Genomic DNA, 17505 nt, shown 5'->3' on the forward strand with positions numbered 1-17505 from the left:
AATTGGCCGCTTTTATTTTAACACTAGGACTTTCTATTTTTTAGGAGATATTTTCTTTTTCAAAGTATCGAACATCACAGGCGTTGCAATAAACAAGGAAGAATAGGTACCCACTATAACCCCAATTATCATCGCAAACATAAATCCTCTAAGAGATTCCCCGCCAAAAATAAAGATGGCCAATAACACTACTAAGGTAGTTAAGGAAGTATTAAGCGTTCTACTTAAGGTACTATTCAAGGCCAGGTTAATATTAGCTCCGCCCTTCCAGCCATGTTCCTCTACAATTTCTCGGATACGGTCAAATACTACCACTGTATCGTTTAATGAATAACCAATTACTGTAAGTATTGCCGCAATAAACGCTTGGTCTACCTCCATACTAAAGGGCATAATCTTAGAAGTTAAAGAAAATATCCCCAATACAATAAGTACATCATGGAAGACAGCAGCTACTGCACCCAAAGAGTACTGCCATTTTCGGAAGCGCAAAAGAATATAAAGAAAGACCACCGCCAGAGAACCAATTATGGCCCATAAAGCATTTTTCTTTATATCATCCGCAATCGTAGGGCCCACTTTTCTGTATTTTAAAACGCCAACATCTCCATTACTTCCGCCTGGAATAAACTCTTCATAGGTTGTACCATCGGGAAGGTACTTTTGCAGCGTTGTGTATAGGATGTCCAGAATTTCCTCATCCACCTCGGTTCCTTGCACATCTACCTTGTATTTCGTAGTTACCATTATCTGATTAGCGTCGCCAAACACTTTAGCACTAGCACTACCTAAAGGAGCAGATAATTCTGATGTAATCTCACTTGGATTAACCGGGTTTACAAACCTTATTTGATAGTTTCTACCCCCAACAAAATCAACACCCTGATCTAAGCCTTGGGTAACCAAGGAAAAGATCCCTACTACTACTAGGATAGAAGAAAGTACATAAGCAATTTTACGCTTCCCAAGGAAGTCAATATTCAAATTCTTAAACAAATTCTTGGTTATTGAAGTAGAAAAATCCAAGCTTCTACCTTTACCAGAAATGTACCAGTCTACCAATAAACGGGTAACGAAAATTGCGGTAAAGAGAGAGGTTAGAATACCAATTATCAAGGTGGTTGCAAATCCTTTAATAGGGCCACTTCCAAAAACGAGCAAGATTATTGCGGTTAGTCCGGTAGTAACGTTCGCATCTAAAATAGAAGAAAGTGCATTTGCAAAACCATCAGAAATGGCCTGTCCTTTTCCTTTCCCTTTGGCCAACTCTTCCTTGATTCTTTCAAAGATAAGTACGTTCGCATCTACAGACATCCCTATGGTTAAAACAATACCAGCAATCCCAGGAAGTGTTAAAACAGCTCCGAGGCTAGATAAGACACCGAAGATTAAAACGATATTAAAGACAAGTGCAATATCTGCAAAAATTCCAGCTTTGCCATAATAGAAAACCATCCAAATCAAAACAAAAACCATGGCAATTAAAAAGGAGGTAAAGCCGCTATCTATGGCTTCCTGTCCTAAAGACGGACCAACAACAAAGGAATCTATTATTTCAGCAGAGGCGGGCAATTTACCAGCCCGCAGAACATTAGCTATATCCTTAGTCTCATTTACGGTGAAAGTACCAGTAATCTCAGAGCTACCTCCAGATATACCACCTACTTGGGAAACCCCTGGAGCAGTATAAACCTTGTTATCCAAAACAATGGCAATACCAGTATTATTAAGATTAGCTTCGCTGGTTAATTTCTCCCAGAGCTTGGCCCCTTTCACATTCATGTCCATCCCAACTGCAGGGCGATTAAATTGGTCAAATTGGTCCCGGGCATCGCTAACCACATCTCCACTGATCCTTGGTGCATTATCTCTATTAGATTTTAAGGCATATAGTGAAGCTACTTCAGAATCTTTCGTTGGTCTTTCCCATAAAAATTTCGTGAATTGAACATCTGCGGGTAACAGTCTTCTTATCTCAGGCATTCTCAGATATGCTCCAACTGCAGCGGTATCTTTTATGGCAGCAACTCCTACGGCATATCCCGGAGCGCTTAACTGTAATTTTTCAAAAAGAGGGTTATTTTCTGTAGCCAAGTCCAAAGAGTCTTGGGTAACATCAGAAAGCAAAGAATCTATTTCTGATTCTTCCTTATTAGTATTTAAATCTTCTGTGCTTTCTACAAGGGTTTTTAGGCGATCGTTGGCCTGTATAAAAAAGTTTATTAGACTCTGATTCCCTGGCTCGTATGTTTCCCAAAATTCTAGTTGAGCGGTACTCGAAAGTAAGTCTTGGGCTCTAGCTATATCCCTTGCTCCAGGTAGTTCAACTAAAATTCTTCCAGAATTTCCCTCTCTCTGAATATTTGGCTGGGTTACTCCAAAGCCATCTATTCTTTCCCTTAGTACCTCAAATGCAGATATAACAGATTCATCAATTTTTCTTCTGATGATTGGTTTTACCTCATCATCTGACATTTGAAAATTAATCTCATCACTTAAACTCTTATTTGCAAAGATATCTGGGGAGGCAAGTTTTACGTCTCCTTTTATATTATCAAACGCTTCAAAAAACAACTCAATATAAGTATCGTCACTATTTTTAGAAGCCTCATCTGCATCGGCTAAAGCCTTATTAAACACAGGATTTTTTGTGTTATCCGCCAAACCTTTTAGAATGTCCTTAACAGATATTTGTAGGGTTACGTTTATCCCGCCTTTAAGATCCAGTCCTTTGTTTAATTCTTTCTTTTTGGCATCGTCGTAACTGGTATACCCTAAAATTGGATTCGCTCCTATGGAATCTAAGTATGAAGCTTCAACCACTTCCCTTTTTGCAACATAATCCTCTTCCGAAGGAGAGATAGCGGCGGTGGCAAACGCTTCTGCATCCTTTTCTACTTTCGCAGTAATGAATGTATAGGAAAGTTGATAGATACTTACCAATCCGAACAAGAAGGCAAATAGCTTTATTAGTCCTTTATTCTGCATGCTTTAATTGATTTTAAAATGGAATTTGTAAACAGCGTGCAAATATATCATTTCCCTTAAGAACTGACAATTTATTTAGCTTATTTGTATAGGATTGAGTGCCTTGAATAGCTCGGTTTGGATTTTTATTAGCACCCTATCTTTAATAGGAAACAACTTATCTCACCAATCAGAATATGGGATTTTCTAAAGAGGGTCTAGAAAGTTCAGTAAGAACAGTAAGATATCCAAAGCGAAAGAAATTCGATGTAATCAGAATGGTTTAAAAAATAAAAGCACCCAATATAGGGTGCTTTTATTCCTTTCACTTTAAAGCCAATGCCTATAAAAGTGCATTGGTCTTGCTTACCCCAGAAGCACTTTCTTTCATCTTGTTTTGCTCTGCCTCTGAAAGTTCTATTTCCACAATTTCTTCTATCCCATTTCTTCCTAAAATAACAGGGACGCCTATACAAATATCATCTAATCCATATTCTCCAGACAACATAGCAGAACAGGGAAACATTTTCTTTTGATCACATGCGATAGCCTGCACCAAAGAAGAGACTGCAGCTCCAGGAGCGTACCAGGCGCTTGTTCCTAAAAGTTTGGTCAAAGTGGCGCCGCCAACTTTAGTATCTTCTACCACTTGCTGCAAACGATCTTCACTAAGGAAATCAGAAATCTTTAAACTGTTGCGCGTGGCATGACTGGCCAATGGCACCATCCCGGTATCGCTATGACCTCCAATGACCATTCCATCAATATCCGAAATAGGAGCGTCCATAGCTTCAGCCAAACGATACTTAAAACGAGCACTATCCAAAGCCCCACCCATTCCAATAATCCTGTTTTTAGGAAGATCTGTGGACTTATGAACTAAATAGGTCATAGTATCCATAGGATTACTCACTACAATGATAATTACATTTGGTGAATGTTCTAGTAAACTAGATGCAACAGTTTTAACTATTCCTGCATTTATGCCGATTAATTCCTCCCTTGTCATCCCGGGTTTTCTTGGAATTCCGGAAGTTATCACTGCAATATCACTTCCGGCTGTTTTCTCATATGCTCCTGTGGTTCCATTTATTTTGGTATCAAAACCATTGAGGGAAGCCGTTTGCATAAGATCCATCGCTTTTCCCTCAGCATATCCTTCTTTTATATCTAATAGTACTACTTCTGAGGCAAAATCTTTCAGTGCAATATATTCCGCACAACTTGCACCTACTGCTCCGGCACCAACTACTGTAACTTTCATAATTTATTGTATTTATGTGATTTTAAGACCCCCAAAATTAGTGAATTTTAACATATTCAAGAACCGAATTGCTAGATAATTTTCACTTAATTTTTAGGCTTAATGAATGTAAAAAAAAGTCCGTTTAACAACTAAATAAAACCTAAGGCTGCATTACATCGAAAAAAAACAATACCCATGCCATAAAAAACGTTAGCAACTAAAGAAGACCCCAAATCTTAAATTAAACGCCTAGTGAAAAAAGTTCTCTCTCTCTTAGCTATTGTAGCTATAGTTATGGCAAGTAACTGTTCTAGAATACCTGAGAACAACGATCCAGTTATTGGTATATGGTATACTGTTGACGTAAAAAGCAATAGTGAAACCAGCAAGGAAACGATTAAACAGGAGTGGATTTTTAATGATGCCTACTTAGGCAGATATAATCGCTATAATGGCTCTAAAATTACCTTTAAAACTGATTTTGGGTGGGCTCAGGATGACGGTATCTACACTATAAGCTATCCCGGTACAAATATGACAAGCCAGAGGGCTGTTTTAGAAGATACTACGGATGGGATGCGGTTAACGGATGAAGAAGGAACTATCCTGGCAATTAAAGAATAATTCCCCGCTTTTTTTCATATAGTTAAAAAGGCAGCTTTGTAAAATAAAGCTGCCTTTTTTTATTCTGCTGTTTATAATCCTGTTCAGATAAGGACCTTATGGGCTAGACATCAATATTTGCATATACTGCATTCTTCTCGATAAACTCCCTTCTCGGTGGAACTTCATCTCCCATAAGCATAGAAAAAATTCGATCAGATTCCGTTGCATTGTCTATAGTAACTTGCCTTAGCGTTCTAAAATCCGGATTCATAGTTGTATCCCACAACTGCTCTGCATTCATCTCCCCAAGACCTTTATACCTTTGAATACCGGCACTTCCCCCAAAACTATCCATAATATTATCGCGTTCTTGATCGTCCCAGGCATAGCGTTTTTTTGCGCCTTTCTTGACAAGATATAATGGTGGGGTAGCAATATAAACATGCCCGCCCTCTATTAGCTCTCGCATGTATCGGAAGAAAAAAGTAAGTATTAAAGTTTCAATATGGCTACCATCCACATCCGCATCACACATGATTACCACTTTATGGTACCTTAGTTTTTCTAGATTAAGTGCCTTACTATCTTCTTCTGTTCCAATAGTTACTCCTAATGCGGTATAGATATTTTTAATTTCCTCGTTTTCAAAAACTTTGTGCTGCATCGCCTTTTCCACATTCAAAATTTTTCCCCGTAAGGGTAAAATTGCCTGAAAATTCCTGTCACGTCCTTGCTTCGCAGTACCTCCCGCAGAATCTCCCTCAACCAAAAACACTTCGCATAAGGCCGGATCTTGTTCAGAACAATCGGATAGTTTTCCTGGTAAACCACCAATACTCATTACCGTTTTCCGTTGTACCATTTCTCTTGCCTTGGTAGCGGCATGCCTGGCTTGTGCTGCAAGAATAACTTTTTGTACAATTACCTTGGCATCATCTGGATGTTCTTCCAAGTAATTGGTTAGCATTTCGGAGACTGCCTGACTTACCGCTGAAGAAACTTCTCTATTTCCCAGTTTTGTTTTGGTCTGCCCTTCAAACTGCGGCTCTCCAACTTTTACAGAAATAATGGCAGTTAGACCTTCTCTAAAGTCATCACCAGCAACTTCAAACTTCACCTTATCTAACATTCCAGAACTATCCGCATATTTTTTCAGAGTAGTCGTAAGTCCCCTTCTGAAACCAGACAAATGAGTTCCTCCTTCATGTGTATTAATATTATTAACATAGGAGTGTAAGTTTTCGGTATAGCTACTATTGTAAATCATAGCAACTTCTACAGGAATACCGTTCTTTTCCCCTTCCATGGCAATCACTTCCTGTATTAAGGGCTCTCTATTACTGTCCAAAAAGCGAACAAATTCCTTTAACCCCTGATCCGAATAAAATACTTCCGACACAAAATTACCTTCCTCATCTTTATTCCTCTTATCCGTAATACTTATGGTAACGCCTTTGTTTAGATAAGAAAGCTCTCGCATTCTGTTCGACAAGGTTTCATAGCTAAATTCAATAGTCTGTGTAAAAATACTATCATCCGGATGAAAGGTGACAATGGTACCAGTTTCTGATGATTCTCCGACACTTTTAACCGGATAAAGCGACTTACCTCTTTCGTATTCCTGTTCCCATATTTTACCATCACGATGCACAGAAGCCTTGAGGTGATTGGAAAGTGCATTTACCACAGAAACACCTACTCCGTGTAAACCACCAGAGACTTTGTACGAATCTTTATCGAATTTACCGCCTGCCCCAATCTTCGTCATTACTACTTCTAAGGCAGAGATACCTTCTTTCTTATGCAAATCCACCGGGATACCTCTACCATTATCCTTTATAGTTATGGAATTATCTTCATTAATGAAAACATCAATAGCATTACAATGACCTCCCATTGCCTCATCTATGGAATTATCCACAACCTCGTAAACCAAATGATGTAATCCTCTGACACCGATGTCGCCTATATACATAGATGGTCTCATTCTTACATGCTCTATGCCCTCTAACGCCTGAATACTATCCGCTGAATATTCATTCTTTTTAGCTTCTTCGCTCATACAAATAATTAAGTGTTTTGTTTATTAAATCGCAATCTTACAAATATACGCAATACCCTATAGAATATAGTGTTTGCATTAGTAGGAACTATCGAAGTTATCAACAATTTAACAACAATTTATAAGACATTCACCACAGCCAAAAGAATTCCAAAATCTCATGATATATGTTAGCATATTTTTTGGCATAACTCCTTACTTTTGTGACTAATTAAAATGATTTTATATGGCCGATTCTAGAGGGGTATCCTTAAAACTAATGTCTCAGATTCAGAAAGTTGTAGACATTCAAAGTAAAATCATATATTTCTTACTTAGTATAATACTATCATTTGGTCTTACCTATTGGTTATATGAGCCGGAGATGAACCAGGCACAGATTTATGTTCTTTTTCTTCTGTTTTTAGCTATTGGTCTTTGGATGTCCGAAGCGATTCCGCCATTTGCCGTTGGACTTTTAGTTTTTGGATTTCTGATCTTTTCCATGAATAGTTATTATTCCCAAATAGATCCAGGAAATGCGCAATCGTACTATGTTGGATATATCAACTCCTGGTCGAGCAGTGTTATATGGCTAATGCTTGGAGGGTTTTTTATTGCCGAAGCTATGAGTAAGACCAAGTTAGACCGACAGGTTTTCCGCTTTTCTATCTCTAGATTTGGGTCTACCCCAAAGCAGGTACTGTTGGGAATTATGCTAACCACTGCAATTTTCTCTATGATCATGTCTAATACTGCTACTTCTGCCATGATGATAGCTTCCGTACTACCTTTTATTGATACTTTAGATAAAAATTCCCCTTTTTCTAAAGCCATTTTAATTGGCATTGCCGGCTCGGCATCCATTGGCGGAATGGGGACTCTTATTGGCTCACCACCTAATGCAATTGCTGTTGAAGCCCTAAATAATAATGGCATTGACATTGGTTTTCTGGAATGGATGATGGTAGGGTTTCCCCTGGCCATTATTCTAACTTTGTTATTTTGGTTATTGTTAACGAAAACATATATTGCCAAAAAAAAATCCTTTGTAATTGAGCTGGATGATGAAACCGTAGATAAAGACAGTCCTAATTATCGGTTTGAGAGGGTTAAAAAACGTGTAGTCTTGGCTGTATTAGCCCTTACACTACTTCTTTGGCTTACGGAAAAATTGCATGGAATTCCGGCGTCGGTAGTATCCCTATTGCCTATAATTTTACTAACCATCTCTGGAATCATAAATGGCGATGATGTTAGAAAACTCCCCTGGGATACGCTTATGTTGGTTATGGGTGGCTTGGCTCTAGGGTTGGCGATCAAGGAAACTGGCCTAGCCAGCTATTACGTAGATAAGTTACAGGAGATTGAATTAAATTTCTATGCCCTTGCATTGTTCTTTGCTTTCCTTACCGTTATCATGTCTAATATAATGAGTAATACCGCCACAGCAACTATCCTAATTCCAATAAGTATTATCCTTACTTTTAATAATCCAGTGGTTATTCCACTGGTAATTGGACTCTGCGCTTCGGTAGCTCTGTTTTTACCAATTTCAACCCCGCCAAATGCCATTGCATATAGCACGGGGAAACTGGAACAAAAAGACTTTCGTCTCGGCGGTTTAGTATTTGGAATCGTAGGTCCAATTCTAATCACCGCTACGGTAGTTCTGATTTTTATGGTCCTATATACTGTCTACTAAGACTAGGGAGAATATTCCTCTTTAGCTTGTTCAAAAGAGGTATAAACTAGAGAAGCACCAAATATGGTGCTTCTAAAGAACTAATAAAAAAAGAACCCTTACTATCCAAAAAGGAAGTGAGGTAAACAGAATGCTAGGTAATTCAAATTAGTCTGTTTATTTTTCATAGGCATCTTCGTGAACTTGCGCTACTGCCCGCCCAGATGGGTCGTTCATATTCTTAAATGCTGCATCCCATTCTAATGCTATCTTAGTACTACAGGCTACAGATGGCTCCTGAGGTACAGATAAGGCGGCGGCATCACTTGGGAAATGACTTTCAAAAATTGTTCGATAATAAAACTCTTCCTTGGTTGTCGGTGTTTGAATTGGGTAACGAAATTTTGCGTTTTCCAGCTGCTCATCACTTACCTCTGTATCTACTACCTCCTTTAAAGTATCTATCCAACTATAACCCACTCCATCAGAGAACTGTTCTTTTTGCCTCCAGGCTACACTTTCTGGAAGCATAGACTCGAACGCCTTTCTAACCACCCATTTCTCCATTCGCTCACCATTAATCATCTTATCTTTAGGATTAATACTCATGGCTACGTCGATAAACTCCTTGTCTAAAAAAGGCACTCTTCCTTCGATACCCCAGGCCGCTAAAGACTTATTAGCACGCAAACAGTCGTACATATGAAGTTTACTCAACTTTCTAACAGTTTCTTCATGAAATTCTTTAGGGCTTGGAGCCTTATGGAAATACAAATATCCACCAAAAAGCTCATCTGCTCCTTCCCCGGAGAGAACCATTTTTATCCCCATTGATTTTATCACTCTTGCCATCAAATACATCGGCGTAGAAGCTCGGATAGTAGTGATATCATAGGTTTCCAAATTGTAAATTACATCCTTTATAGCGTCTAATCCCTCCTGAATTGTAAACTTAATCTCGTGGTGTACAGTACCGATATGGTCTGCCACTTTTTGCGCAGCAGCAAGGTCTGGCGATCCTTCCAAACCAACAGAAAAAGAGTGTAATTGTGGCCACCATGCATCTACTGTATCTCCAGATTCTACGCGCTTCTGCGCGTACTTTTTTGCTATTGCCGAAGTTACAGAAGAATCTAAACCTCCAGACAATAAGACACCATAGGGAACATCTGACATCAATTGTCGGTGCACTGCGGCTTCTAAAGCTTCTTTTATTTGGTTTATGCTAGTCTCATTCTCCTTAACCTCCTCATAATCCATCCAATCTCGGTTATACCACCGTCTTAGTTCTCCATCATCACTATGCAAATAATGACCTGGAGGGAATAATTCTATTTTAGTACACGTCCCTTCTAAAGCCTTTAATTCCGATGCAACATAAAAAGTGCCATTTTTATCCCAACCCATATATAGAGGAATAATCCCCATATGATCTCTTGCTATAAAATAAGATCCGGTTTCGGTGTCGTATATGGCAAAGCTGAATATCCCATTCATTTCATCAATAAAATCAACTCCTTTTTCTTTATACAAGGCAAGAATTACTTCGCAATCCGAGGCTGTTGCAAAATTATAGCGACCCTCAAATTGTTTTCTTAATTCTCTGTGATTATAAATCTCTCCATTGGCAGCTAGCACTAATTTTTTATCCTCACTAAACAAAGGCTGTCTTCCCGAAGCTGGATCCACAATTGCCAAACGCTCATGAGCCAGCACTGCCTTTTCGTCTGCAAAAATTCCACTCCAATCAGGCCCGCGATGTCTAACCTTTTTAGACATTTCCAAAAGCTTAGGCCTTAGACTATCGGTACTTTCCTTTACATCAAAGGCACAAACAATTCCACACATTTTTTTACAATTATAATTATCAAAAGCAAAGATGATGATATTTATACATTATTAAAATAAATTATGTAATTATAGTTATTAATTATAACTTAAATATAATGATTTAATACAAAAATGTAATTTTAAAGACCTTAATATCGCAAAAAACCCATCATTCTGTAAGTCTGTTAAATTTTAACGACTTTTTATAAAACCTAGATAGGTTTTCACCTTAGATTTGACAAACTCAAAAAAACATTATCAATTATGAAAAAATTAGTTACCCTTATCGTTATGGCTTTTGCTTTGGTTTTTACCAATGATATAAATGCGCAAGAATTTAGCGGACTAGATAAAAGTCCTGCAGACATCGCATCTTATCCCACAAGTTATAAGGTATCCGACAAGTTAATTAAAGTAGTATACAGCCGACCTCAATTAAAAGGAAGGTCTCTAGAACAACTTGCCCCGGCAGGTAAGGTATGGAGAACCGGAGCCAATGAAGCTGCTGAGATCACCTTGTATAAAGACATGATGTTCGGAGATACTGCAGTAAAGGCCGGAACTTATTCTTTGTTCACTATTCCTGGTGAAAAAGAATGGACCGTAATTTTAAATAGTAAACTAAACCAATGGGGATCTTACTCTTATGATGAGTCTGCCGATGTTGCTAGAGCTATGGGTGGCGTTAGCAAAGGTTCAGATTCTGTAGAGGCTTTTTCCATTGCTTATAAAGAAGTAGATGGAGGCGTGCATCTGATAATGGGATGGGGATCTGTAATGGTCGCTGTTCCCTTTAGCCTAAGCATGTAATAGTTAGTTAGTATTTCAAAAAAGCCGAAGATAAACCTTCGGCTTTTTTTATGCTTTGTAGTAGAGTAACTAGTCAGTTCATTTAATTTAAATATGAAATTGTTTAGACTTTTTCTCTAAGATTTCAATTACTCATAAAAGATCAGTCGGGTTTGCTAATCACAAAGGCCACTCTTCTATTTTTTCGCCTTCCCTCCTCGGTATCGTTTGTGGTGATGGGATTCATCCCTCCATGGCCTTGCCAGCTTACTCTTTCTTTTTTTAAACCCAATGAAATAAAATAGGAAGCTACCGCAGCACATCGTTTGTCTGAGAGTGCCTGATTATAAGTCCTTGATCCTATGTTGTCTGTGTGGCCTTCAATACTAATATGTAGTTTTTCATTGGCCTTTAGATAAGAATAGATATCGTTTAAATCTTCCTTCGCCTTATCTAATAAATTATAGGTGTCAAAATCGAATAAAATAGTATTAAATATATGGGTTTTATCGAGCTCATAGGTAGCACTAATAGTTAAACTGTCTTTAGAAATTATCGCAGAATTATTCTCCAATTCTAGCTCTCTCAAGGAAACAGCGTCTATATAATAGTAGGCACCTTTTTTTCGTCCCTCTTTCAACTTTACTTTTGCAGTAGCTGCATTGTTATCAAAATTCCCAATTATCAAAAATCGTTCGGTTCCTTTTGCTTTAAATTGTGTTCGTACCGGAATCCATTTCTTTGTATCTTTAAAATAATCGCCAGGGTTTATTTCCAACATATAGAATTCATTCTCACGCATGCTATAAAGATGCATTTTAGAAAGTGTTTTTTTTATATCTAAATTAATCTCTTCCAGAGTAAGCAGCACCCCAAAGCTTCTTATTGCAAAATCTGATCTGTCGGCAAGACTAATATAAAAAAGGAGTTCATAAGGGATCCCTGTTTTAAGCGGTTCCTTTAAAGGAACCTGAATATATTCCCTATAATCTTGTGGGGCATACAGATATAACCCAGCATAACCATTACCGGCGTAGGCATCCTGTTTTCCATTGAAATTTTCTGGGGCGCCCATGGTTTTACTACAGCTATTAAAGTAATCTGTAGAACCTCTGGTTGGGGTATTCCAGCTACTTACATCAGCTTCAAAGTTTCCTAAACGTTCAGGGCACTTAACAAACTCTTCAAAACCACCATTGTACACTAGGTTTTGTGCACAAACCGATACAGGAAGAAGTAAAAAGAAGCATAGGCTTAAATATGTCGCGACTTTAAGAAAAACCATAAGACTGACTTAGCTCTATTAAAATTACCAAAAAAACAATGGTGTTCTGGAATTTGGATATATGCTTCGCCAAATCGTAGGAAAAATGCGATGAGAAGATACCTGATTTGGTTAAAACCTAGCCCATTTGATCTTTATAACACGCTAAAAGTCAAATTTATAGGAAGCCCCGGCCAAAATTTGAAATCCCTGAACTCTAAAATTAGCCCATCTTTGATAGTCGTTATTGGCAATATTATTTGCCTTGGCAAAAATAGTAAGCTGCTTACTTGCTCTATAACCCGCATATGCATTTGCATCAAAAAAACTATCCAAAGTTAGAATTGTAGACGGAAAATCTTGAGGTAGGGTATTAGGAACGGCTTCGGAGCTTAAATCGTTTCTTTCGCCTACGAAAAAAAGATTAGCGCCTATATACCACTGTTCGTCAATTTGATAATCAAAAAACAGCGATCCTTGTACCTCAGGAAGGTTCCACGCCGGATTATCTGTCTCAGTATTGTAATCAAAAAATTCTCCATTAACCCCTATGGTAAAACTTCGATTAATATCTGCACTAAGTTCCGCAAACAAACCAAGGGTTTTTACGTCGTCGTAAAAAACTTCAAAAGAGTTTCCCCAATAATACCCTTTGCTGTCAGTTCTTCCGCTATTCAGAGGATTGAGTTTATAAAGAGGCTTTCTGTTCTCTGCCTTATAAGACGCTCTGACATTATAACTTAGATTTGTTAGGACTTGTCCTCTTATCCCAGCAAATCCATCGTACTGTTGGTCTGTTGGTTGAATTGTTAGTGTGGGGGATACATATGGGTTTAAAGCAACAAAATCATAATAAGAATTTTGGACTAATCTCCCTTCCACCCCGGCATATGCCACCAAAGCATTATCTGAAATAGTATAGGACCCACTTACTTGGGGATATATATAGAAGTTACTATCTGAATTTTCCACGTCTAGTCCGTAGACCAAAGAGGCACCCAGACTTAACGCATAAGAATCGCCGCTTAATTCAATATTTGGACTAACACCAAATTGTAATTGCCCATATGAAATTCCGGGACTATTAACTAAACTATTTAAACTTGCATTTTCAAAGCTTCCACCCACATAGTCGAATACCACCGCTACCTTTAAAAGTTCTGTAGATAATGGAAACTCAAAGTTAGGACGTACATAAAACCTATTTTCACCAGAAGAAGCAGCGTCCCAAAACCGTCTATACCTGAGATCTCCACCCGTAAAAAAAGAATCGTCCATAGTTACACGGGCACCCGCTTCGGCAGCAAAATAATTTTGTCCTTCCTCGATACCATTTATGATTGCCTCGTCTAGGCTACCTTCTTCAACCCCATACCAGTTGTACTTTTGGTGTTGAAAGCCCAAGTCTGCAGTCCATCCCATATCCCTGCTTCTTTCTGTATAAGCCCCACTAAGGAGCGTATTATAAAAGTCTGTATTTAAAGGAACATTCTCCAAGTCCCCGCGAGAACTGTGATGTTTCAAGCCAAAATCGAGCCTCTTTTTTCCTCGGTCTAAATCGCGACTAGTATAGAAATCGGCCAAAGCATTTCCAAAATTTCCAAAACTGACCATGGCATAAGAGTTGTACAATTTCTCCGGAGCGGCTCTTTGTATAACAGTGGCCTTCCCCTTAGAAGGTGTAAAGGTAGAAGCAACGGGTATAGAGAAAATACTGTATGAAATCTTCTTTTTCTGTAATTCTATAGAATCGTTTAAAACAGGGACAGATTTCACTTTAAAAGCATCCGACACCGTAGGTGTATAGGCTTTTACAACAGTAACAGTCTCCGTTCCAAGATTCTCTTCTTCCTGGCAATACAAGCTGCTGAAAATCCCAAGTCCAAGTGTAATTAATACGGTGAGTTGTTTTTGAATCGTTTGCATAAATGCTTAGTTTCCTTCAGGTTGAATTGATGAATTTCGTTCTGCTTCTTTATTTTTAATAATTGCAAGCTCTTCCTTTGCTTCCGTAACTATTGCCGGGAAATCGCTAAAATTACTTATAACACTTTCTAAAATATAGGTAGCCTGGTAGGCATCATCTAGGTCATTAAAGTTTTTCGCCATAATAACCAGTCCCTTTCCTCCCCATTCTTTATAAGAGGAGTAGTCTCTGGCAAGCCTTTGAACAGATGTATTAGAAGCCTCGATACTTCCTTCTTTCCTCTCAAAATATGCCTTGTAAAATAAGGCCTCTGCAGCCAGACTGCCGCTTGCTATACTAAGAACTTCTTTATATGCTTCATGCGCCGCGCTTTCATTATTTGTGGCTATGGCAGATCTGGCTATCATTATCTGGGCATCACTTTTTATTCGATCGTCAATAGAAGCATTTTGCAATACCTTGTTTGCATAAGTGATGGTTAGATCGTATTCCTTCTGTTCGTAATACCCTTTCATCAAATTAGATTGTGCAAAAGTCTTGTTTTGAGAAATGTTAGCTGTGTTTTCCAACTCTACAAGAAATGGCAAGGCTTCTGCATAGTTTTTTTCTGTGACATATATCTCACATACCCTTGTAAGTGCCTGCTCCGAATACTCACTGGCCCCACCCTGTGCAACAACTTTATACCTAGGAAGGGCTTTTAGTCTTTCCTCTTTAGTAAAATATAGTTGTGCCAAATTAAAATTGGCATCTATTCTATGCATACCTGAAGGGAAGTTTTGGATATATCCTTCATAGGCCTTAATTGCAGCTTCCGTTTTCCCTTCTTGTTGCTGCTTTTGAGCCGATTCAAAACTAGCATTATCTAGTTCACTATCAGTAACCTCCACAAAGTCCAAACCTTCAACCCAGGCTGCATACTCATTTACATTACCCATATCTACATAGATAAGTTTGGCCGTCGCCACTGCCTGCACAGCTTCTTGTGTTTGAGGAAAATCTCTGACCACGGTTTTAAACTTGCCTAAAGCCTCTTCGTTTCTATTAGCATTATAATGCACTAATCCCTGCCTAAGCAATGCTTGTGGGACCAAGCTGCTCATTGGAAACTGCTGAATTAACTGATCATAGGATTCCAAACCCGAAGTTTCTTGATTATCTTTTATATAGGAGTTTCCCATTTCAAAAAGAACATCATCCCTTAAACCCGAACGCGGGTAAGCTGCATTAAAATTGTTTAGCTCTTCTAACTTTGTTGAGTTTCTATCTATAAAGCCGTAACTAAGGGCTTTTTGAAAGGCAGCATAGTCTTTCTCACTGCTACCAGAAGATATTACTTTGTCATATGATTCAATAGCCGGCCAATACTTACTGGAAACAAAGTAGCAATCCCCTAGGCGAACATTTGCATCATTCTTTTTCTCAGAATCCTTAGAAATTAGAAGAAAACTTTTAAAGAAAGAGATAGCGTTTTCGTATTCTTTTAACTTAAAACTGGTATAGGCCAAATTATAATCTATATCTTCAAATTCGGCAGTTGAATCAGCGGATGAATAACTTTTAAAGGTTTTATAATTTTCTAAAGCGGCCGCGTAATCGTTTAGAAGGTAAAGTGACTCTGCCTTCCAAAAACGTGCTCTTCCTTTAAAATAAGCATTTGGCGCATTCTTTAGAGACTTATCGAACAAGGCATTGGCTTCTGCATACTTAGCTTCCATAAAGACTTCAACACCTCTGTAAAATGCAACTTTTTGATAGGTCTCTTTACTGGCATATCCGCTATTATTCTCTAATAAGTCCAGAGCTCCTTCAAAATCTTTCGAAGTTAAATAAGAATCTACCAATAATTCCTGAACCTCATCTTTGTAAGTACTATTAGGATAAGTTTTCAGATAGGAATTTAAAACTACAGGCACCAGCTCATATGGGTTTCCAATTTCATAACTGAGGCGAGAGTAATTTAAAAAAGCATCCTCCTGTATTTCTGGAACAAACTCCATTGTGGAAGCATTTCTAAAAGCGTTTAAGGCCTCTTGCTTTTTGTCTAGTTTTAGGTAGCATTCTGCCAAATGATAGTAGGCGTTTTGTGAAACTTCATTATTACCATCGATGATTTTATTGAATTGTCCGATCGCATTGGCATAATCTTCCATCTTATAATAACAATAGCCCAATAAATAATAATCCGTATTACTCCATCTTCCCCTCTTTCCTTTGTATTCTTCAAGATAGGGAATGGCATTGGCGTATTGCTCCAAGTTAAAGTAACTCTCCCCTATTATTTTATTTAGCTCAGAAACTTCTTTACGATCAGATTTTGGGAGCTGTGCCTTCGCCAAGACTATAGCATCCTCAAATCTCCCTAACTTGAAATTCATGTCTGCCTGGTAGTAAGACAATTTATCATTAAGGACTTCCTGATCCTGAATCTGATCAAAGCGCTCGTTCGCACCTTCGTAATCGTCTTGCTGGTACGCGATATAACCCAAATAGTACTTTGCCTGCGAACCATAAGTCTCCGAATTGCTAACTCTACTTAAATACCGTTCGGCTTCTTTAGACTTTTTGGCGCTAAAAAGCGAGTAGCCCATTTGAAAATTAAAGCGTTCCTTTTCTTTATAAGACATGGACGACTGGTCTACCTTTCCATACCATTTAATGGCGTAGGGATATTTTCCATTTTCAAAATAATAATCCGCTACATCTATAAAGGCCGAATTTCTTTTGCTGGATGTTGGATAATCCCGCACAAAATTTTCCATGAGCTTATCTGCTCCTAATTGGTTTAATCTGACCGCAGCATTAGCGGCATAGTAAGCACTATTCGCTTCTGTTTCCAGGTCTTCTGTGGTATTCTGAACCCTTTCAAATATAGCTTGAGCTGCCTGATATTGCTTTTCATTGTATAGCGTTAGGGCATCATCATAGTCCTTTTGAGGATATGTGTATATTTTGGACTCTTGTGAAAAACACAAACTCGAAAGTCCTACAACCAATAGTAATAGCGCGGTTTTTTTCTTGTGCATAATGTTCTCTAGCTTTGAAGAAGTACCGTAAATTATCTTAATAACGTAAAAATTAGATTCCAAGTATCTCAAGGAGTAAAAGAAGAAGTTTTTGTTACAGCTTGGTTCATTTTAAGCAGGAACTT

Annotated in this window: 10 protein-coding genes; 3 read left to right on the forward strand and 7 right to left on the reverse strand. The window is 38.2% G+C overall.

The window, feature by feature from the left end:
- Window positions 1-33: 33 nt before the first annotated feature.
- Window positions 34-2988, reverse strand: a complete 2955-nt coding sequence (gene secDF / locus PXG98_RS08890; RefSeq protein ID WP_276390391.1) for a protein translocase subunit SecDF — start codon at window positions 2986-2988, stop codon at window positions 34-36.
- A gap of 322 nt (window positions 2989-3310) precedes the next feature.
- Window positions 3311-4231, reverse strand: coding sequence for a malate dehydrogenase (locus PXG98_RS08895; protein WP_276390392.1), 921 nt, complete (start codon window positions 4229-4231; stop codon window positions 3311-3313).
- 234 nt (window positions 4232-4465) lie between these two features.
- Here PXG98_RS08895 and PXG98_RS08900 point away from each other — a divergent pair, with 234 nt between their 5' ends.
- Entirely contained in the window at window positions 4466-4837 is a 372-nt protein-coding gene (locus PXG98_RS08900) for a hypothetical protein (protein WP_276390394.1), read from the forward strand.
- Between the two features lie 103 nt (window positions 4838-4940).
- On the opposite strand, the gene gyrB is transcribed toward PXG98_RS08900, so the two are convergent.
- Complete coding sequence (gene gyrB / locus PXG98_RS08905) at window positions 4941-6881, reverse strand: DNA topoisomerase (ATP-hydrolyzing) subunit B (protein WP_276390395.1); 1941 nt, start codon at window positions 6879-6881, stop codon at window positions 4941-4943.
- A gap of 226 nt (window positions 6882-7107) precedes the next feature.
- Between gyrB and PXG98_RS08910 the strand changes: the two genes are divergently transcribed.
- Complete coding sequence (locus PXG98_RS08910) at window positions 7108-8565, forward strand: SLC13 family permease (RefSeq protein ID WP_276390397.1); 1458 nt, start codon at window positions 7108-7110, stop codon at window positions 8563-8565.
- Between the two features lie 156 nt (window positions 8566-8721).
- Here PXG98_RS08910 and asnB read toward each other — a convergent pair whose 3' ends face one another.
- The gene (asnB, locus tag PXG98_RS08915; protein ID WP_276390399.1) at window positions 8722-10392 is read right to left on the reverse strand and encodes an asparagine synthase B; all 1671 of its coding nucleotides are present in this window, start codon (window positions 10390-10392) and stop codon (window positions 8722-8724) included.
- Between the two features lie 246 nt (window positions 10393-10638).
- Here asnB and PXG98_RS08920 point away from each other — a divergent pair, with 246 nt between their 5' ends.
- Complete coding sequence (locus PXG98_RS08920; RefSeq protein WP_276390400.1) at window positions 10639-11184, forward strand: DUF2911 domain-containing protein; 546 nt, start codon at window positions 10639-10641, stop codon at window positions 11182-11184.
- Window positions 11185-11326: 142 nt separating this feature from the next.
- On the opposite strand, the gene PXG98_RS08925 is transcribed toward PXG98_RS08920, so the two are convergent.
- From PXG98_RS08925 to PXG98_RS08935, 3 genes are all read right to left on the reverse strand, one after another.
- The gene (locus PXG98_RS08925) at window positions 11327-12448 is read right to left on the reverse strand and encodes an OmpA family protein (protein WP_276390401.1); all 1122 of its coding nucleotides are present in this window, start codon (window positions 12446-12448) and stop codon (window positions 11327-11329) included.
- Window positions 12449-12592: 144 nt separating this feature from the next.
- Complete coding sequence (locus tag PXG98_RS08930; protein WP_276390403.1) at window positions 12593-14353, reverse strand: TonB-dependent receptor; 1761 nt, start codon at window positions 14351-14353, stop codon at window positions 12593-12595.
- Window positions 14354-14359: 6 nt separating this feature from the next.
- On the reverse strand, window positions 14360-17380 hold the full coding sequence (locus PXG98_RS08935) for a tetratricopeptide repeat protein (RefSeq protein WP_276390405.1): 3021 nt from the start codon (window positions 17378-17380) through the stop codon (window positions 14360-14362).
- Window positions 17381-17505: the final 125 nt, after the last annotated feature.

It is taken from the genome of Eudoraea chungangensis, assembly GCF_029360665.1.
Classification (GTDB): Bacteria; Bacteroidota; Bacteroidia; order Flavobacteriales; family Flavobacteriaceae; genus Eudoraea; species Eudoraea chungangensis.